General features: G+C 76.2%; 16 protein-coding genes. 12 read left to right on the forward strand and 4 right to left on the reverse strand.

Annotation, left to right across the window (positions count from 1 at the left end; all coding sequences use genetic code 11):
- The first annotated feature begins 12 nt into the window (after positions 1 to 12).
- Positions 13 to 666: a TetR/AcrR family transcriptional regulator gene (locus QM782_RS09770; RefSeq protein ID WP_415202726.1), complete on the forward strand. Its 654-nt coding sequence runs from the start codon at positions 13 to 15 to the stop codon at positions 664 to 666.
- Between the two features lie 12 nt (positions 667 to 678).
- Here QM782_RS09770 and QM782_RS09775 read toward each other — a convergent pair whose 3' ends face one another.
- Positions 679 to 891 (reverse strand): hypothetical protein, encoded by a 213-nt coding sequence (locus QM782_RS09775; RefSeq protein ID WP_415202727.1) that lies wholly within the window; start codon positions 889 to 891, stop codon positions 679 to 681.
- 135 nt (positions 892 to 1,026) lie between these two features.
- On the opposite strand from QM782_RS09775, the gene QM782_RS09780 reads away from it, so the two are divergent.
- Positions 1,027 to 3,105: a spermidine synthase gene (locus QM782_RS09780; protein ID WP_415202728.1), complete on the forward strand. Its 2,079-nt coding sequence runs from the start codon at positions 1,027 to 1,029 to the stop codon at positions 3,103 to 3,105.
- Positions 3,106 to 3,126: 21 nt separating this feature from the next.
- Here the strand turns inward: QM782_RS09780 and QM782_RS09785 are convergent, their stop codons facing one another.
- From QM782_RS09785 to QM782_RS09795, 3 genes are all read right to left on the reverse strand, one after another.
- Complete coding sequence (locus QM782_RS09785) at positions 3,127 to 4,050, reverse strand: intradiol ring-cleavage dioxygenase (protein WP_415202729.1); 924 nt, start codon at positions 4,048 to 4,050, stop codon at positions 3,127 to 3,129.
- A 56-nt stretch (positions 4,051 to 4,106) separates the two neighbouring features.
- Positions 4,107 to 5,075 carry an intradiol ring-cleavage dioxygenase gene (locus QM782_RS09790; protein ID WP_415202730.1) on the reverse strand — a complete coding sequence of 323 codons (969 nt, stop codon included), beginning with the start codon at positions 5,073 to 5,075 and terminating at the stop codon, positions 4,107 to 4,109.
- 131 nt (positions 5,076 to 5,206) lie between these two features.
- Positions 5,207 to 5,956 (reverse strand): response regulator, encoded by a 750-nt coding sequence (locus QM782_RS09795; protein ID WP_415202731.1) that lies wholly within the window; start codon positions 5,954 to 5,956, stop codon positions 5,207 to 5,209.
- A gap of 183 nt (positions 5,957 to 6,139) precedes the next feature.
- Here QM782_RS09795 and QM782_RS09800 point away from each other — a divergent pair, with 183 nt between their 5' ends.
- The 10 genes from QM782_RS09800 to QM782_RS09845 all read left to right on the forward strand — a co-directional run bounded on the left by QM782_RS09800 (position 6,140) and on the right by QM782_RS09845 (position 17,627).
- Positions 6,140 to 6,781 carry a lytic transglycosylase domain-containing protein gene (locus QM782_RS09800; protein ID WP_415202732.1) on the forward strand — a complete coding sequence of 214 codons (642 nt, stop codon included), beginning with the start codon at positions 6,140 to 6,142 and terminating at the stop codon, positions 6,779 to 6,781.
- A gap of 11 nt (positions 6,782 to 6,792) precedes the next feature.
- Entirely contained in the window at positions 6,793 to 7,143 is a 351-nt protein-coding gene (locus QM782_RS09805; RefSeq protein ID WP_415202733.1) for a TrbC/VirB2 family protein, read from the forward strand.
- A gap of 3 nt (positions 7,144 to 7,146) precedes the next feature.
- Positions 7,147 to 7,431, forward strand: coding sequence for a type IV secretion system protein VirB3 (locus QM782_RS09810; protein ID WP_415202734.1), 285 nt, complete (start codon positions 7,147 to 7,149; stop codon positions 7,429 to 7,431).
- Between the two features lie 341 nt (positions 7,432 to 7,772).
- A complete protein-coding gene (locus QM782_RS09815; protein ID WP_415202735.1) occupies positions 7,773 to 10,220 on the forward strand; it encodes a VirB4 family type IV secretion/conjugal transfer ATPase in 2,448 nt (815 codons plus the stop codon).
- Positions 10,217 to 11,419 carry a type IV secretion system protein gene (locus tag QM782_RS09820; RefSeq protein ID WP_415202736.1) on the forward strand — a complete coding sequence of 401 codons (1,203 nt, stop codon included), beginning with the start codon at positions 10,217 to 10,219 and terminating at the stop codon, positions 11,417 to 11,419. The genes QM782_RS09815 and QM782_RS09820 overlap by 4 nt, the downstream gene beginning before the upstream one ends.
- Positions 11,416 to 12,261: a TrbG/VirB9 family P-type conjugative transfer protein gene (locus QM782_RS09825; RefSeq protein WP_415202737.1), complete on the forward strand. Its 846-nt coding sequence runs from the start codon at positions 11,416 to 11,418 to the stop codon at positions 12,259 to 12,261. The genes QM782_RS09820 and QM782_RS09825 overlap by 4 nt, the downstream gene beginning before the upstream one ends.
- A gap of 5 nt (positions 12,262 to 12,266) precedes the next feature.
- A complete protein-coding gene (locus QM782_RS09830) occupies positions 12,267 to 13,376 on the forward strand; it encodes a TrbI/VirB10 family protein (protein ID WP_415202738.1) in 1,110 nt (369 codons plus the stop codon).
- On the forward strand, positions 13,376 to 14,377 hold the full coding sequence (gene virB11, locus QM782_RS09835) for a P-type DNA transfer ATPase VirB11 (protein WP_415202739.1): 1,002 nt from the start codon (positions 13,376 to 13,378) through the stop codon (positions 14,375 to 14,377). Before QM782_RS09830 ends, virB11 begins: the two co-directional genes overlap by 1 nt.
- Before the next feature lie 98 nt (positions 14,378 to 14,475).
- Positions 14,476 to 16,815: an ATP-binding protein gene (locus QM782_RS09840; protein ID WP_415202740.1), complete on the forward strand. Its 2,340-nt coding sequence runs from the start codon at positions 14,476 to 14,478 to the stop codon at positions 16,813 to 16,815.
- A 122-nt stretch (positions 16,816 to 16,937) separates the two neighbouring features.
- Positions 16,938 to 17,627 (forward strand): substrate-binding domain-containing protein, encoded by a 690-nt coding sequence (locus QM782_RS09845; protein ID WP_415202741.1) that lies wholly within the window; start codon positions 16,938 to 16,940, stop codon positions 17,625 to 17,627.
- Positions 17,628 to 17,730: the final 103 nt, after the last annotated feature.

Below are 17,730 nucleotides of genomic sequence, written 5' to 3' on the forward strand. Positions count from 1 at the left end.
ATTATTCTTGCCATGACCCTCCGCCGCCGCAGCAGCACCGCCCTTGCCGACGACACCCGCGTGCGCACGCCGCAGAGCGAGCGGGTGGAGGCCACGCGGCGCAAGATCATCGACGCGGCGCTGGCGCTGCTGCGCGAGGAGGGCTTCAAGGCCGCCACGCTGCAGGCCATCGCGCGCCGCGCCGAGGTCAGCCTGGGGGCGCTGCAGCACCATTTCGAGAGCCGCGACGTGCTGATGGAGCGGCTGGTGGCCGAGGTCATGGCGCCGCTGGGCGACCAGGGCGGCGTCTGGCCCGACCGGGCGCTGCCGCTGGACGAGCGGGCCGGGCAGTTTGTCGAGCGCGCCTGGAACGGCATCTTCGGCGCGCCGAACTACCAGACGGCCTGGAGCCTGTTCTTCGGCTGCAAGGCCATCCCCGCGCTGTTCGAGCGCATCGAGGGCTACCGCCGGCACGTGGACCAGGGCTTCTACGCGCAGTTCTTCGCGGTGTTCCCCGAGCTGCAGGACCATCCGCACCCGCAGGGCGTGGCCTCGGTGGTGTTCTCCGCGCTGCGCGGCGCCGCGGTGCAGGAGCTGTTCACGGTCGATGCGCAGGAAAAGCATGGCAGCCTGGCGGTGCTGGCCGAGTTCATCGCCGGCGCCTGCCGGCGCGCGCCCACGGCCTGAGCGGCGGCGGCGCTATCCGTCGAGCCGGATGTCGCCCTGCGCCACGTAGCGCTGGAACTCGTCGATCGGCACGGCCGCGCTGTTGCTCAGCCCGCCGTCCTGCCAGCTGATGGTGGCGTCCAGCGCGGTGGCCACGATCTCCACCGGCCCCTTGGGGATGGTCTGCATCGGGCCATCGCCGGCGCGGTATTCCACCGTGCCCGTGATCTGTGCGGTCTGGGTCATGTCGAACAGCTCCTGTGGTGCCTGGCGTACCGGCAAGCATGCGGCGTGCCGGCCGCGCCCGCCAGCGGCGGGCAGGCGTTCGCGCCGTGGGTGTTCTCCTACGGCCGGCGGCGGGCGGCTCGGCAGAATGCCCCGATGCCCCTCACGCTCGCCTGCGGCGCCACCATCGTGCTGTCCAGCTTCCTGCTGTTCCTGGTGCAGCCGCTGGTGGCGCGGCAGATCCTGCCCTGGTTCGGCGGCAGTGCCGTGGTCTGGAGCGTCAGCATGGTGTTCTTCCAGAGCCTGCTGCTGGCCGGCTACCTGTACGCGCACTGGCTGCAGGCGCGGCCGCGGCGCCTGCAGCGCGCGGTGCACCTGGCGCTGCTGGCCGCCGCGCTGGCGGTGCTGCCCATCGTGCCGGACGCGGCCTCCAAGCCGGCCGGCGACGGCGACGCGGCCGGCGCCATCCTGGTGCTGCTGCTGGCCACCGTGGGGCTGCCCTACCTGTCGCTGGCGGCCACCTCGCCGCTGCTGCAGCGCTGGCTGAGCCAGTCGCTGGCGCCGGCCGCGCGGCGGCAGGTCTACCGGCTGTTCGCCTGGTCCAACGCCGGTGCGCTGGCCGCGCTGCTGGCCTACCCGTTCCTGGTCGAGCCCTGGTTCGACAGCCTGCAGCAGTCGCACGCCTGGAGCTGGGCCTACGGCGCGTTCGCGCTGGCCTGCGCCGGGGTGGCCTGGCAGGCGACCGCGCCCGGCGCGCCGGCGCCGCCCGATGCGCCGCTGCCCGGCGCGGCCGCCGCGCCGCCAGGGTGGGGCCGGCAGGCCGCCTGGGTGGCGCTGGCCGCGCTGCCCTCGGCGCTGCTGCTGGCCGTCACCGCGCACATGACGCAGAACATCGCCGCCATCCCGTTCCTGTGGATCGTGCCGCTGGCGCTGTACCTGCTGTCCTTCATGCTGGTGTTCGAGGGGCGCGGCGGGCAGGGCTGGTACCTCGGCCCGGTGGCGCGCCGGCTGTGGCTGCTGGCGATGCTGGGCGCCACCGTGGCCATGGCCTGGGGCCTGTCGGCCAGCGGCGGCGTGCTGCACATCCGCGTGGCGATCCCGCTGTTCGCCGCCGGCCTGTTCCTGGCCAGCGTGGTCTGCCACGGCGAGCTGGCGGCGCTGCGGCCGGCGCCGCGGCACCTCACGCGCTTCTACCTGTGCCTGGCGCTGGGCGGCGCCATCGGCGGCCTGGGCGTGGGCCTGCTCGCGCCGCGCGTGCTGTCGGGCTACTGGGAGCTGCCCGGCCTGCTGCTGGCCGCCGCGCTGGCGGGCCTGCCGGCCGCCTGGCGCGGGGGGCCGGGCCGCGGGTCCTCGCGCGCGTTGGCGCTGCTGGCGGCCGGTGCAGCGGTGGCCGGCGTGGGCTGGTACGGCGTGCAGTACCTGCACGACCAGCGGGCCGGCGCGATCGCGTCCGTGCGCAGCGCCTACGGGCTGCTGCGCGTGACGCAGCAGGGCAGCGGCGACCTGCAGACGCGCCGCCTGCTGCACGGCGGCATCATGCACGGCGAGCAGTTCACGGCCCCGGAGCGGCGGCGCTTGCCGACCAGCTACTACGGCCCGCGCAGCGGCATCGGCCTGGCGCTGGCGCACAAGGCCCAGGCCGCCGGCCCGGCGCCGGTGCGCGTGGGCGCCATCGGCCTGGGCACCGGCACGCTGCTGAGCTACGCGCGCCCGGCCGACGCCTACGTGGTCTACGAGCTGGACCCGCAGGTCGTGCAGGTGGCGCGGCGGTGGTTCCGCTTCGTCGCCGAGGCCGCCGCGGCGCCGGACCTGCGCCTGGGCGACGCGCGCCTGTCGATGGAGCGCGAACTGGCCGCCGGCCGGCCCGGCGGCTACGACGTGATCGCGGTGGACGCCTTCTCCAGCGACGCGATCCCGGTGCACCTGCTGACGCGCGAGGCGCTGCAGGCCTACCTGGGCCACCTGCGGCCCGACGGGCTGGTCGCCTTCCACGTCTCCAACCGCTACCTGGACCTGGCGCCGGTGGTCGCCCGGCTGGCCGAGGACCAGGGCCTGTCGGCCTGGCAGATCGAGGACAGCCCGGACGAGGAGCACCTGAGCGCCACCACCTGGGTGCTGGTCGCCCGCAGCATCCCCGAGGCGCTGCAGCAGACCGGCTGGCCGCCCCGGCCGCCGCCGGACGCGCCGCCGTGGACCGACGGCCGCAACGGCCTGTTCCGGGCCCTGCGGTTCTAGCCGGTCCGCGCCACGGCGGTGTCAGACCGCCAGGCCGACGGTGGCCGCGCTGGCGTAGCCGGCCGACACGCTGCCGCTCATCGACGGCGTCATCGCCGCCAGCTCGGTGCTGCTGTTGTCGCCGAACACGTTGTCGCTGGCCAGCGTGATCTGCGAGAAGTTCGAGACGCTGGCGCTGTAGCCCGAGGCGCCGGAATACACCGCGCTGCAGGCGGCGCTGGGCAGCGCCAGCTGCGAGACCAGCAGCGCGTTGCGCCCGGTGGTCGCGGTCGACAGGCTGCTGAAGACCTCCATGTGGATGTGCGGCCAGCGCCCGGCGTAGCAGGCCGGGAAGATGGTGGTGAAGGTCACCTGGCCGTTGGCGTCGGTCACCTGCACGCCGCGCAGGTAGCTCTCGGCGGGCACGGTGTACAGCGAGTACAGCCCGGCCCGGTCGCAGTGCCAGACGTAGATCGCGTAGCCCGACAGCGGGGCGCAGCTGGCGTTGGTGTTCACCAGCGTCAGCGTCAGGGTCAGCAGCACGCCCTGCGCCACGGTGGTCGAGCTGATGAAGCTGGCGCGGATGTCGCTGCGCACCACGCCGCTGGCGGTCAGCACGTCCGAGGTCGAACCCGACGAGCTGTTGGTGCCGTCGGCCGGGTACGGGCCGTTGGTCTCGGTGGTGTAGCGGGTGCAGCTGCCGCTGCTGCTGCCGGACGTGTCGGACGCGCTGCTGCTGGAGCCGCTGCCGGTGCCGCCGGACGCGGTGGTGCTGGAGGTTGTGGTAGTGGTGCTGGAGGTGCCGCCGTCGTCGCCGCCACCGCCGCAGCCGGCCAGGACCAGCGCCGGGCCGGCGGCCAGCCAGGACAGCAGGCGGCGGCGCTGCGCCAGGGCCGCCATGCGGGGCAGGTCCTCGCCCAGGCTGTGGCCATGGTCCGGCGCGGAAAACAGGTTGTGCTTGTGCATCGGGAAATCCTTGGGGGGTGCTTCGAGAAGAAGGGGAAGGGGAGGGGCCGGCCCGCTCAGGCCGCCAGGCCGACGGTGGCCGTGCCGGCGTAGCCGGCCGAGACGCTGCCGCTCATCGCGGGTGTCATCGCCGCCAGCTGGGCGCTGCCGTTGTCGCCGAACACGTTGTCGCTGGCCAGCGTGATCTGCGAGAAGTTCGAGACGCTGGCGCTGTAGCCCGAGGCGCCGGAATACACCGCGCTGCAGGCCGCGCTGGGCAGCGCCAGCTGCGACACCAGCAGCGCGTTGCGCCCGGTGGTGGCCGACGCCAGGCTGGCGAACACCTCCATGTGGATGTGCGGCCAGCGCCCGGCGTAGCAGGCCGGGAAGATGGTGGTGAAGCTGACCTGGCCGTTGGCATCGGTCACCTGCACGCCGCGCAGGTAGCTCTCGGCGGGGGCCGTGTACAGCGAGTACAGCCCGGCCCGGTCGCAGTGCCAGACGTAGACCGCGTAGCCCGGCAGCGGTGCGCAGCCCCCGTTGCTGTCGACGAGGGTCAGCGTCAAGGCCAGCGGCACGCCCTGGGCGATGCTGCCCGTGCCCAGAAAGCTGGACCGGATGTCGCTGCGCACCACGCCGCTGGCGGTCAGGATGTCCGAGGTCGCGCCCGACGCGCTGTTGGTGCCGTCGGCCGGGTACGGCCCGTTGGTCTCGGTGGCGTAGGCCGTGCAGCTGCTATTGGACGTGCCGGACGTGCTCGCCGTGCTGGACGAGCCGCCGCTGGAGGCCGGCGCGCCGGCGGCGCCCGGCGGGCTGGCGTGGCCGGCGGCGGCGCCGCGGCGGGGCGGCGCCGCCAGCGCAGGGCCGCCGGCCAGCGCCAGGCCGCTGCCGGCCGCCGTGGCCAGCCAGGACATCGCGCGCCGCCGCGGCAGCCGCAGCTGCGCGATCTGCGCCAGGTCTTCGGCCAGGCCGTGGCCATGGCCGGCATGCGCGTGGGCCGGGCGGTCGGCCGGCGGCCGCGGGGAGTGGGGATGGTCGGTCGTCAAGACGCGCTCCTTGGGTAGAGGGGAGCGCCAGCTTCCGTCGCCGCCTTTGCAGCCGGATTGCGTGCGTTTGCAGCCGCATTGCACGGCGTTGCATGCCCGCGCGCGGGGCATGCGGCGGGGGGGAGCCCGGATCAGCCGCGCGTCACGGCGGGCACGAACATGTAGCCCTCGTGGCGCACCGTGCGGATCAGCCCGGCGCCGCCGGGCAACTCCGACAGCTTGCGGCGCAGCCGGCTGATCTGCACGTCGATCGCGCGGTCGTAGGCCTGGCTGTCGGCGCCCAGCGCGTAGTCCATCAGCTGGTCGCGCGTCAGCACGCGGCGCGGGTGCTCGGCAAAGGCCCGCAGCAGGCGGAACTCGCCGTCCGACAGCGCCACCGGCTGCCCTTCGGGCGCGTGCAGCAGGCGTTCCTGCAGGTTCAGGCGCCAGCCGTCGAAGCACAGGCAGGGCGGCGGCGCGGCGTCGGCCGGCGCGGCCGCATTGGCGCCCCCGGCCGCGTCCGCGCCGCCGCGCGCCGCCCGGCGCAGCACGGTGCGGATGCGCGCCAGCAGCTCGCGCGGGTTGCAGGGCTTGGCCAGGTAGTCCTCGGCGCCGATCTCCAGGCCGACGATGCGGTCCACGTCGGTGCCCACGGCCGAGAGCATGATCACCGGCGGCCCGCCGTCGCGCAGCAGGGCGCGCAGGGCGGTCAGGCCGTCCTCGCCCGGCATCATCACGTCCATCACGATCAGGTCGTAGCGCTGGCGCGCCAGCAGTTCGCGCATGGCGGGCGGATCGGCCGCGCTGTCGGCCTGGAAGCCGTGCTTGCCCAGGTAGCCGGACACGAGTTCGCGGATGCCGGCGTCGTCGTCGACGATGAGGATGCGGGTGGACAGGTCCATGGTGCGAAAAGGGCAGCGCCCCCGACAGGATAGGCGCTCGCAGGCAACGGGGGCGCCGATTGCACCAGTTTGCAGCCGTGCAATGCGTTGCAATCGCGCCGCAATCGCTCGGCAAGGCGCTGAAATCCGGCGGCAAGCCGCGGCCCGCACAGTGCCGGCACCGTCCACCCACGCCCTGCCGCCTTGCCCACCGACCGCTTCTTCGCCCCGCTGCCGGCGCCCTGCCTGGCCACCCTGGCCACCCTGGCCGCGCTGGCGGCCTGCGCCCTGGCCAGTCCGCGCGCCCATGGCGATGTCTTCGCGCTGGACGCCGCCGGCCGGCTGCAGGTCGTGGCGGCCGACCCCCGCCCGGCCGGCCCGGCGCCAGCCGGGCCGGGCGCCGTGCCCGCGCCGCTGCGCGAGGCGCTGCACGCCTCCGCGGCCCGCCACCGGCTGAGCCCGGCCCTGCTCGAAGCCCTGGTCTGGCAGGAAAGCCGCTGGCAGCCCGGCGCGCGGTCGGCCAAGGGCGCGATCGGCCTGGCCCAGCTGATGCCCGAGACCGCCCGCGAGCTGGGCGTGGACCCGCACGACCCGGTGTCCAACCTGGAAGGCGGCGCGCGCTACCTGCGCCGCCAGCTCGACCGCTACGCCGACCTGCGGCTGGCGCTAGCCGCCTACAACGCCGGCCCGGCCGCGGTGGACGCCGCCGGCGGCGTGCCGGCCTTTGCCGAGACCCGCGGCTTCGTCGACCAGGTGCTCGGCCGGCTGGCCGCGTCCACGCCGTCTTCCGCCGCCCCTGCCTGGCCTTCTTCTCCGTCCTCTTCCCTGTCCTCTCCCCAACCCTGAAAGGCTCCGCCATGCGCCGACGCTTCGCCGTCCCGTCCGTCCCCCACCGTCCGGCCCGCCGGGCCATCCGCGCCGCCGGCCATGCCGCCGCGCTCGCGCTCGCCGGCCCGGCCTTCGCCGCCGCCGATCCGCAAGGCTCCGGCCCCTTGCTGGCCGCGCTGGCCTGGGTGCAGGGCACGCTGCTGGGCAACGTGGCCACCGCGGTGGCGGTGATCGCCGTGGCCATGGTCGGCTTCATGATGCTGACCGGCCGGCTCAACTGGCGCTTCGGCGCCACCGTGGTGCTGGGCTGCTTCATCCTGTTCGGCTCGGCGGCCATCGTCACCGGCATCCGCGGCGCGGCGATCGCCGCCGGGCAGTGAGCCATGGCCGCGCTGGCCAGCACGCCGGTGTTCCGCGCCCTGACCCGGCCGCAGATGTTCGCCGGCGTCACCTACAGCTTCTTCGTCCTCAACGCGCTGGTGACGACCGAGGCCTTCCTGGTCAGCCAGTCGTTCGCGGTGCTGCCGCTGGCGCTGCTGGTCCATGCCGCGGGCTACCTGGCCTGCCTGCGCGAGCCGCGCGTGTTCGACCTGTGGCTCACCCGCGTCAGCCGCTGCCCGCGGCTGCCGAACTGGAAGCGCTGGGGCTGCAACAGCTATGCGCCCTGAGCCGTCCCCCCGCCCGAGAGGCCGTGGACGCATTGCGCATGTCCGCGCGAGGCCACGAATGAACGCCGATCTGCATCGCCGGCGCCGTGCCCGGGCCCTAGCCCTCCGGGCCCTAGCCCTCCGGGCCCTAGCCCTCCGGGCCCTAGCCCTCCGGGCCCTAGCCCTCCGGGCCCTAGCCCTCCGGGCCCTAGCCCTCCGGGCCGGGGCACGCCTTCCATGCGGGCGTTGCCGTCCTTGCCCAGGCACCCGCCACGGCGGCGGCCTGCGCCTGCGGCCCGCCGCACCCCGTTACGGGCGCGGTCGATCCATCCACAGCTTCTGACCTGAACGAGGAAACCGCCATGCAATGGACCGGACCGGCCGCCTGGTCGGCGCGCGAGGTGCGCGCCGGCACGCGCCTGCCCTACCGCCGCCAGCACGACGACGGCACCGTCGAACTGCGCGACGGCGCGGTGATGCGGGTCATCCGCGTCCCCGGCCTGCCCTTCGAGACCGACGACGCCGACGCGCTCGACCACCACCAGGCGGTGCGCGAGCTGCTGCTGCGCAGCGCCGTCGACGCCCGCTTCGTGGTCTACCACCACATCCTGCGGCTGCGCACCGCGGTGGCGATCGAGGGCATCTTCGAGTCGCCCTTCGCCGAGGCGCTGGACGAGCGCCGGCGCGCGCACCTGGCCCGCCAGCCGCTGTACGCCAACGAGCAGTTCATCACCGTGCTGCGCCGCCCGGCGCGCGGCAAGACCGGCTGGGCCGAGCGGCTGCTGCGCCGCCTGCGCGCGCCCGAAGACCAGCAGGCCGACGCCCGGCGCGAGCTGGATGCGGCCACCACCGCCTTGCTGAGCGGCCTGGCGCCCTACGGCGCCACGCTGCTGGGCGTGGACGACGCGGCCGGCGGCGTGCGCCTGGCGCGGCCGCTGGAACTGCTGTCGGCCCTGTACAACGGCGAGCTGCGCCCGGTGGCCCTGCCCGACGCGGCGCCGTCCGCGGCCGGTACGGCCCGCGCCACCCGCCAGGCCGACGTCGGCCACCACCTGCCCTATGCCCGGGTGAGCTTCGGCCTGAACGCGATCGAGACGGCCGGCGCCGGCACGCGCAGCTTCGCCGCCCTGCTGTCGCTGAAGGACTACCCGGCCGCCACCCGCCCCGGCATCCTGGACGCCCTGCTGCGCCTGCCGCACGAGATCACGCTGAGCGAGAGCTTCGCGCCGGCCGAGCGCCAGGTGGCGCGCGAGCGCATCGACCTGGCGCTGCGCCGGCTCAAGGTGGCCGATGCCGACGCGGCCAGCGAGCGCCTGGACATGCTGGCCGCCAAGGACGCGCTGTCGGCCGGCGCCACCGCCTTCGGCGACCACCACCTGACGCTGCTGGTGCGCGCCGCCACGCCCGGCGCGCTGGATGCCGCGGCGGCCGAGGTGGCCGCGGCCATGGCCGACGCCGGCGTGGTCGCGGTGCGCGAGGACACCCAGCTGGAGCCGGCCTTCTGGGGCCAGTTCCCTGGCAACGAGGCGCTGCTGGTGCGCCGCGCCCTGGTCTCCAGCGCCAATGCCGCCGGCTTCCTGTCGCTGCACGGCTTTGCCGGCGGCCGGGCCGCGGGCAACCACTGGGGCCCGGCCGTGACCGTGTTCGAGACCACCAGCGGCACGCCGTACTACTTCAACTTCCACGCCGGCGACCTGGGCCACTTCACGGTGATCGGCCCTTCGGGCTCGGGCAAGACCGTGGTGCTGAACTTCCTCACCGCGCAGGCCGGCAAGTTCGCGCCGCGCGTGGTCTTCTTCGACAAGGACCGCGGCGCCGAGATCTTCCTGCGCGCGCTGGGTGGCCACTACGCCCGCATCGCGCGCGGCCAGCGCACCGGCTTCAACCCGCTGGCCCTGCCCGGCACGGCGGAGGACCGGGCCTTTCTGTGCCGCTGGTTCGCCGTGCTGCTGGCGGCCGACGGCGCCGAGGAGCTGGCCACCATCGCCGATGCGGTGGATGCCTGCTTCGACGGCACGCCCGCGCTGCGCCGGCTGCGCCACTTCCGCGAGCTGCTGGCCGGCGGCCGGCGCCCCAGCGCGGGCGACCTGGCCGCCCGCCTGTCGCCTTACGTGGACGGCGGCGAGCACGCCTGGCTGTTCGACAACGCGCGCGACGCGCTGGACTTCGAGCGCATGGTCATGGGCTTCGACATGACCACGCTGCTGGACCAGCCGCGGCTGCGCACGCCGGTGATGATGTACCTGTTCCACCGCATCGACGAGCACCTGCGCGGCGAACCGACGCTGATCCTGATCGACGAGGGCTGGAAGGCGCTGGACGACCCGGAGTTCGCCGCCCGCATCCGCGACTGGCTGAAGACGCTGCGCAAGCGCAATGCCATCGTCGGCTTCGCGACGCAGAGCGCGCGCGACGCGCTGGACAGCAGCATCGCTCCGGCCCTGGTGGAGCAGACCGCCACCATGATCTTCATGCCCAACGCCAAGGCGCGGGCCGAGGACTATTGCGGCGGCTTCGGCCTGTCGGCGCACGAGCACGCGCTGATCCGCGCGCTGCCGGCCAGCAGCCGCTGCTTCCTGGTGCGGCACGCCCAGCAGTCGGTGGTGGCGCGGCTGGACCTGGGCGGCATGGACGACCTGCTGATGGTGCTGTCCGGCCGCGAGTCGGCCGTGCGCCGGCTCGACACGATCCGCGCGCGCGTCGGCGACGCGCCGGCCGCCTGGTACCCGCTGCTCACCGGCGCGTCCTGGCCCGGCCAGGACGGCCGCCCGGCGGCCGGCGTGCCGGACCGCTTCGAGGAGGCCGCATGACGATGGGCTGCACCGGCCTGCCGCTCGACGGCCCCGAGGGCATCGCCCAGGCGCTGCGCGCGGTCGACTGCCTGTCGCGCCAGGCCACGGCCGGTGCCTTCGGCCGGCTGTTCGGCCCGCAGGGCGCGCTGTCGCAGGCGCTGACCGTGCTGCTGGCGATCTACGTGGCGCTGCTGGGCCTGGGCCTGCTCAGCGGGCGCACGCGGCTGCGGCTGTCGCTGCTGGCGCCGCGCGCGCTGACCGTGGGCCTGGTGCTGACCTTCGCCACCTCGTGGCTGGCCTACCAGCAGGTGGTGGTCAACCTGGCCATGGACGTGCCGGACGAGCTGGCGCGCGTGCTGGCCGGCGAGCCGGGCTCGGCCGTGGACCGCTATGCCCGGCGCCTGGACGACCTCCTGGCCGGCGTGGAGCAGGCGGCCGAGGCCAATGCCGCCACCGGCGGCGCGGCGGCCGGCAGGGCCGGCCCGGTCACCCCGGCCGGCGTGCTGGGGCTGGCGGCTTTCCTGCTGATGCTGGGCACCGCCGGGCTGCACGTGGCCGCCAGGATCACGCTGGCGGCGCTGCTGGCGCTGGGGCCGGTGTTCATCGTGCTGGCGCTGTTCCGGGCCACGCGCGGGCTGTTCGAGGGCTGGCTGAAGAGCACCCTGCTGTTCGCCCTGGCGCCGCTGCTGGGCGTGCTGGCGGGCAGCGGCGCCCTGCGCCTGGTCACGCCCATGGTCCAGGCCATCGGCAACGCCGGCAGCGCGGTCACGCTGCGCCAGGCCGCCGGCCTGCTGCTGGTGGCCTGCGTCCATCTGGCGCTGATGGCGATCGCGCTGCGGGCGGCCGCGTCGCTGACGCATGGCTGGTCGCTGGCGCCGGCGGCCGGGTTGCCCGCCGACGGGCCGGTGCCGCCCGCCGTGCCGGCAGCGCTGCCGGCCGCCACCCAGGCGCCGCTGCCGGCGGCGCTGGCGCTGCATGCCGCCGCGCGCGCGGGCGCCGCCAGCCCGGCACCGCCCGCCGCGGCCCAGGACGAGCGCATACGCCAGCTGGTGGCCGCGGGCACGGCGGTCCGCCCGGGCCCGGCACAAGGTCCCGGCCCGGCCGGCCCCTGGCCCCGGACGGGCCCGGCCGCGGCCCCGTCCGGCGCGCGGCAGCGCATCCACGGCCTGGCGCGGCTGCGCCCGGCTGCTCCCCAACCACCCGAGGTGTCCCCATGAAACCACCAAGACTGCTCAGGCCGGCATGGCTGGGGCTGCTGGCCGCCGCGGCGATCCAGGCCCGGGCCGAGGCCCCGGACCCGCGCATCCGCAGCGTCGACTACGCGGCCGACGCCGTGCTGCGCATCGCCGGCCGCGAAGGCTTCCAGTCGTCCATCGTCTTCGGCGACGACGAGAAGATCGAGAACGTGGCCGTGGGCGACAGCCTGGGCTGGCAGGTGACGCCGAACAAGCGCGGCAACCTGCTGTTCCTCAAGCCCATGCCGCGGAGCACGGCGACCAACATGACGGTGGTCACCGACAAGCGGGTCTACCTGTTCGACCTGGCGCCGGCCGCCAAGGCCAGGCCGGCGCTGTACAGCCTGCGCTTCAACCGGGTGGCGCCGGCCGCGCCGCCGGCCGAGGCCGTTCCCGCGGCGCCTGCAGCGGCGCCCCCCGCGCCGCCGCCGGAGCCGCAGCCGGCCGTGGCCCAGGCCCCGGCGCCGCGCGCGGCGGCCTTGCACTTCGCCTGGCGCCAGGAAGGCGCGCGCCAGCTGCTGCCGGCGCACGTCTTCGACGACGGCCGCTCGGTCTTCCTGGACTGGCGGCCCGATGCGCCGCTGCCGGCCATCCTGAGCGCGGGCCCGGACGGCGTCGAAGGGCCGGTGAACTACACGGTGCAAGGCCGCACCCTGGTGGTCGACGGCCCGGCCACCCGCCTGGTGCTGCGCGTGGGCCGGGACGCGGCCGTGCTGACCCGGCTGGACGCCGACCCCGCCCCGGCCGGCACCGCCCCGGCCGGCACCGCCTCTGCCGGCACCGCCTCGGCGGCGCTGGACGCACGGCTGTTCGGTGGCCCATGAAGCCGATGCACACGCCCGTCCCCGCGCTGCCGCTGGCCACCATGGCGGCCACCGTCCCCCCGGCGCACCTGGCCGATCCGCGCCGCACGCTGGACGCCCAGGCCCTGGCGCTGGCCAGCCGCAACGCCTTCCCGGTGGTGGCCGGCCACGTGCAGCGGCGCGACCGCTTCGGCCTGGCCGCCGGCGCCGCCTGTGCGCTGGCCTTGGGCGCGGCGGCGTTCTGGTCGCTGTCGCAGCAGCGCACGCCGCCGCTGCCGGCGCCGCCGCCACCCGCACCGGCCCTGCCGGCGCCGGGCCCGGTGGCCGCTCCGCCCCCCGCACCGGCGGCCAGGCCGCGGGCGGTGCCGCAGCCCGATCCGCGCGACCTGCGCGCCAACGCGCCGTCGCTGATCGTGGACATGGCGCCGGCCGCGCCCGCCCCGGCCCCGGCCGGCCACGCCCCGCCGGCCGAGGCGCCCGTCGCTGCCAAGCCGGGGAATGCCCCGCGCGGCGCGCAGCAGCCGCTGTCGGCCGAGGAGTCGTTCGCCGAGCGCATCGGCAGCAGCGCGGCCGACACCGTCGGCGCCAGCCGGCTGGCCGACCCGGCCCACACCGTGGTGCAGGGCAGCCTGATCGCCGCGGTGCTGGAAACCGCGATCGACAGCGACCTGCCCGGCTACGCCCGCGCCGTGGTCAGCCAGGACCTGCGCTCGTTCGACGGCTCGCGCGTGCTGGTGCCGCGCGGCTCGCGCCTGATCGGCCAGTACAAGAGCAACGTGGCCAATGGCCAGAAGCGCGCCTACGTGATGTGGTCGCGCCTGCTGCGGCCCGACGGCGTGTCCATCGCCCTGGCCTCGCCGGCCACCGACTTCGCCGGCAGCACCGGCATGGCCGGCGAGGTCGACACCCATTTCATCGAGCGCTTCGGCTCGGCGGTGATGCTGTCGGTGGTCGAGGTGTTCGCCGCCATCGGCACCGCGGCCACGGTGATCTCGGGCGCGCAGAGCGCCGCCGCCGTGGCGGCCCAGCGCGACGCCCAGATCCCGCCGACCATCCGCGTGCCCCAGGGCACGCCGGTGCGGGTCTTCGTCGCCCGCGACCTGGACTTCTCCGGCCTGGCGGCCGAGGAGCGGTGATGCACCCGCTGCCCGAGCAGCCGGCGCCCGCCGGCCATGCGCCCGCCGGCGCCTACCTGCACAGCTACCTGGCGCCGCTCCAGCCCTGGCTGCAGCGCGACGACGTCAGCGAGATCCTGGTCAACCGCCCCGGCGAGCTGTGGATCGAGCGGGCCGGCGCGGACGCGATGCAGCGCGTCGCCGTGCCGCAGCTCGACGCCACCTGGCTGCGCCGGCTGGCCGAGCAGATCGCCCGCGCCAGCCACCAGGGCGTGAACCGCGAATGGCCGCTGCTGGCCGCCACGCTGCCCGATGCCTCGCGCGTGCAGGTGGTGGCGCCGCCGGCCACGCGCGGCGACGCCCACGTGCTGGCCATCCGCCGCCACCGCGTGCAGCACATCGCGCTGGACGCCTACGCCGCGCCCGGCGGCGCGATCGCGCCGGCGGAGCCCTTGGCCATCGACCCGGCCGACCCGGTCGGCACGCTGCGCCGCGCCGTGGCCGCGCGCGCCACCGTGCTGGTCAGCGGCGGCACCTCCAGCGGCAAGACCACGTTCCTGAACGCGCTGCTGCGCGAGCTGCCGGCCGGCGAGCGGGTCGTCCTGGTCGAGGACACGCCCGAGCTGCGCCTGCCCGGGCCGAACGGCCTGGGCCTGGTGGCCGTCAAGGGCGCGCTGGGCGAGGCCCGGCTGACCACGCACGACCTGCTGCAGGCCGCGCTGCGGTTGCGCCCCGACCGCATCGTGGTCGGCGAGCTGCGCGGCGAGGAGGCGGTGAGCTTTCTGCGCGCGGTCAACACCGGCCACCCGGGCTCGTTCAGCACCATCCACGCCAACAGCCCGGCCGGCGCGCTGGAGCAGCTGGCCCTGATGGTGATGCAGGCCGGGCTGGGGCTGTCGCGCGCCGACACCATCGACTACGCCTGCTCGGTGGTGGACCTGGTGGTGCAGCTGGGCCGCCGCCATGGCCGGCGCGGCATCGTCCAGATCGCCGCCACCCGCGAGCTGCGCCGGCGGCCATGACGGCGCCTGCCGTCCGCCCGGTGCGGCGCCTGCCCGCGCCCGGCCGCGGCCGGTACCTCCGGCGCCGGCCGGCCGGGCCGCGTGGCAGCATGCGGGGCATGGAACACGCTCGCACGACCCGGCGCTGGTCGGGGCCGCCGATCTCGCTGCAGGTGATGGCGCTGCTGCTGGGCGGGCTGGTCGTCGCCCAGGCCGTCACCCTGGCCCTGACGCTGCTGGTGCCGCCGGAGCCGCCGCCGCAGTACCGGCTGCAGGACATCGCGCAGGCCCTGGGCGACAGCGCCTTCGCCGCCGCCCCGGGCGGCGCGCGCCGGCTGCAGCGCAGCCTGGCCGCGTCGCCGCCCGCGCCCTCCGGGCCGGGCTGGCTGACCTCGGAACGCGCGCGCCACGACCTGGCGCAGATGCTGGGGCGCGACGAGGCGCAGGTGCGGCTGTTCTTCTATACGCCCCTGCCGTTCGCCGGCACGGCCCACGGCCCGCTGGCGCCGCCGGACGCCGGCGGGCCGGCGCCGGCGCTGCGCCGGCCCTCGTCATGGCGGGACGAACGAAACGACGAGCGGGACGACGGCATGCCGCGCCTGCTGCGCGCCACGCACTGGGTGGTGGCCCAGGCCGGCCACGGGCCGGGCGGCCTCGGCGGGCCCGGGCCGTTCGGCGGCACGGGCGGCGGTGCCGGCGGCCCGGGTGGCTGGCCCGGCGGCGGTCCCGGGGGCGGCCCGGGCGGGTTCGGCTGGCCGGACCGCCCCGCCGGCACCGCGCCGGCCCCGGTCCCCCAGCCCCAGCGCGACCAGCCCTCCGCCGCGCCTGATGCGCCTGGTGCGCCTGCCGTGTCTGCTACGCCCGCCACGCCCGCCACGCCCGCCACATCCGTCACGCCCGTCACGCCCGTCACGCCGGCGCCGCCGTCCTCGCCCGCCGCGCCGCCTGCCGAGCCGGCTGCCGCCCAGGCCGCCCAGGCAGCCCAGCCTCCCGGTCCGGCCGCGGCGCCCGACACGCCCGGGCCGGCCCATGGCGATGCCGGCGCCGCCCCGGCCGCGGCGAGCCCGGCGTCCCCCGGCAACGCCGGCACGGCGCCCGGTCCGGCGGCCCGGCCGGAGCCCTCCGTTGACGCCGGCACCGTACCTGGCCCGGCGGCCCGGCCCGGTACCCAGCCTGTTGCCGGCGACGCGCCGCTGCGCCAGCCGCCGGCTTCGGCGGGCCGCACCGCGCCGGCCGCACCGCGCGCCGCGCCGGCGGCCCCGCCGCGGCGGCCGGCCGCCGATGCCGGTGCCAGCGCCTCGCCTGCGGGCCCTGCCGCGCCGGCGTCCCGGCCAGCGGCCGCGGCAACGCCGCCGCCCGCCCCGCCGGTGGATGCCGGCCATGCCGCCGCCCCGGCCGGCGCGGCGGCGGCCCTGGCCGGCGGCCAGCGCCCGGACCCGCCCGGCGCGGAACCGCCGGGCCTGTTGCGCGGCCTGTTCGGCCTGCCCGCCCCGGCGCCCTTCGTCGAAGGCGACTTCATCGCCGCGGTGCAGCTGGCCGAAGGCAGCTGGGCCGTGGTGCAGCCGGTGCCGGCGCCGTTTCCCAATGCCTGGCAGCGGCGCGTGCTGCTGTGGTTCGCCGTCGCCGCGGCCGTCGTCGCGCCGCTGGGCTGGCTGTTCTCGCGCCGGCTGGCCCGGCCGATCGCCGCCTTCGCCGACGCGGCCGAGCGGCTGGGCCGCGACCCCGCGGCGCCGGTGCTGGCGCTGGAAGGCCCGGCCGAGGTCGGCCGCGCCGCCCACGCGTTCAACCGCATGCAGCACCGGCTGCGCAGCTTCATCGACGACCGCACGGCGATGATCGGCGCCATCAGCCACGACCTGCGCACCCCGCTGACGCGCATGCGCTTTCGCATCGAGGACGCGCCCGACGACCTGCGCGCCGGCCTGCTGTACGAGGTGGAGGAGATGGAGCAGATGATCAGCTCGGTGCTGGCCTTCGTCCGCGACGCCTCCGAGCCCGCCGGCCGCCAGCGGCTGGACCTGGCGGACCTGGTGCAGGACGTGGTCGGCCATGCCACCGCGGGCGGCAAGCCGGTGACGCTGGGCCCGCACCGGGCCGCCACCGTCGAGGCCGACCCGGTGGGCATGCGCCGGCTGCTGGACAACCTGATCGAGAACGCGGTGAAGTACGGCGACCGCGCCGAGGTCAGCCTGTTCACCGACCGTCAGGACGTGGTGGCCGAGATCCGCGACCACGGCCCCGGCCTGCCCGAGGCCGAGCTGGAGCGCGTGTTCGAGCCCTTCTACCGCGCGCCCAGCGCCCGTGCGTCGGGCAAGAGCGGTACCGGGCTGGGCCTGGCGGTGTGCCGCTCGATCGCCCGCGCCCATGGCGGCGACGTGAAGCTGCGGCGCGACCCCCAGGGCATCGTGGCCCAGGTGCGGCTGCCGCTGGCCTACGAGGCGACGGCCCTGCCGCACTGAGCGCGGCCGGCGTGGCCGTCCCCCGTCGCGCGTGCCCGCCGTCGCCCGCGAGCGTCCTGCCGTGCCGAGGCCCGGGACGCCCCGGATAATCCGCGGCTTCTTTGCGCAGGAGACCCCGGGCCATGGCAACCCCCCTCAAGATCATTTCCTCGATGGCCACCAAGCAGGTGCTGGCCGAACTCATCGCCCAGTACCGCCAGGCGCACGGCGCCGAGGTGCAGCTCGAATCGGTCGGCGGCGTCGACGCCGCCAAGCGCGTGCAGGCCGGCGAGGCCTTCGACCTCGTGATGCTGGCGCAGGACGCGATCGACAAGCTGGTCGCCGGCGGCCATGTGCTGGCCGGCTCGCGCGTGGACATCGTGCGCTCCGGCGTGGCCGTGGCGGTGCGCGCCGGCGCGCCGCGGCCCGACATCGGCAGCGAGGCGGCGCTGCGGCAGGCCGTGCTGGCCGCGCGCAGCCTGAGCTACTCCACCGGCCCGAGCGGCGTGGCGCTGACGAAGCTGTTCGAGCGCTGGGGCATCGCCGACGAACTGCAGAGCCGCATCGTGCAGGCGCCGCCCGGCGTGCCGGTGGGCGCGCTGGTCGCGCGCGGCGACGCCGAGCTGGGCTTCCAGCAGCTGGCCGAGCTGATCCACGTGCCGGGCATCGACCTCCTCGGGCCGCTGCCCGACGCGGTGCAGATCACCACGGTCTTCTCCGGCGGCGTCGCCGCGGCCTGCCGGCAGCCCGAGGCGGCGCGCGCGCTGCTGGCCTTCTTCGCAGCGCCCGCCGCGGCCGAGGCCAAGCGCCGGCAGGGCATGGACCCGGCGTGAGGGCACCGGCCCACACGCCGTGAACCTGGAAACGGCCGTGGACGGGCCGGAACGCAGGCAGGTGCTTGCTGCCCCCTGGATCGATCGGCCGTGCGGTTCACCC

Source organism: Pseudorhodoferax sp. (assembly GCF_047601025.1).
GTDB lineage: Bacteria > Pseudomonadota > Gammaproteobacteria > Burkholderiales > Burkholderiaceae_C > Pseudorhodoferax.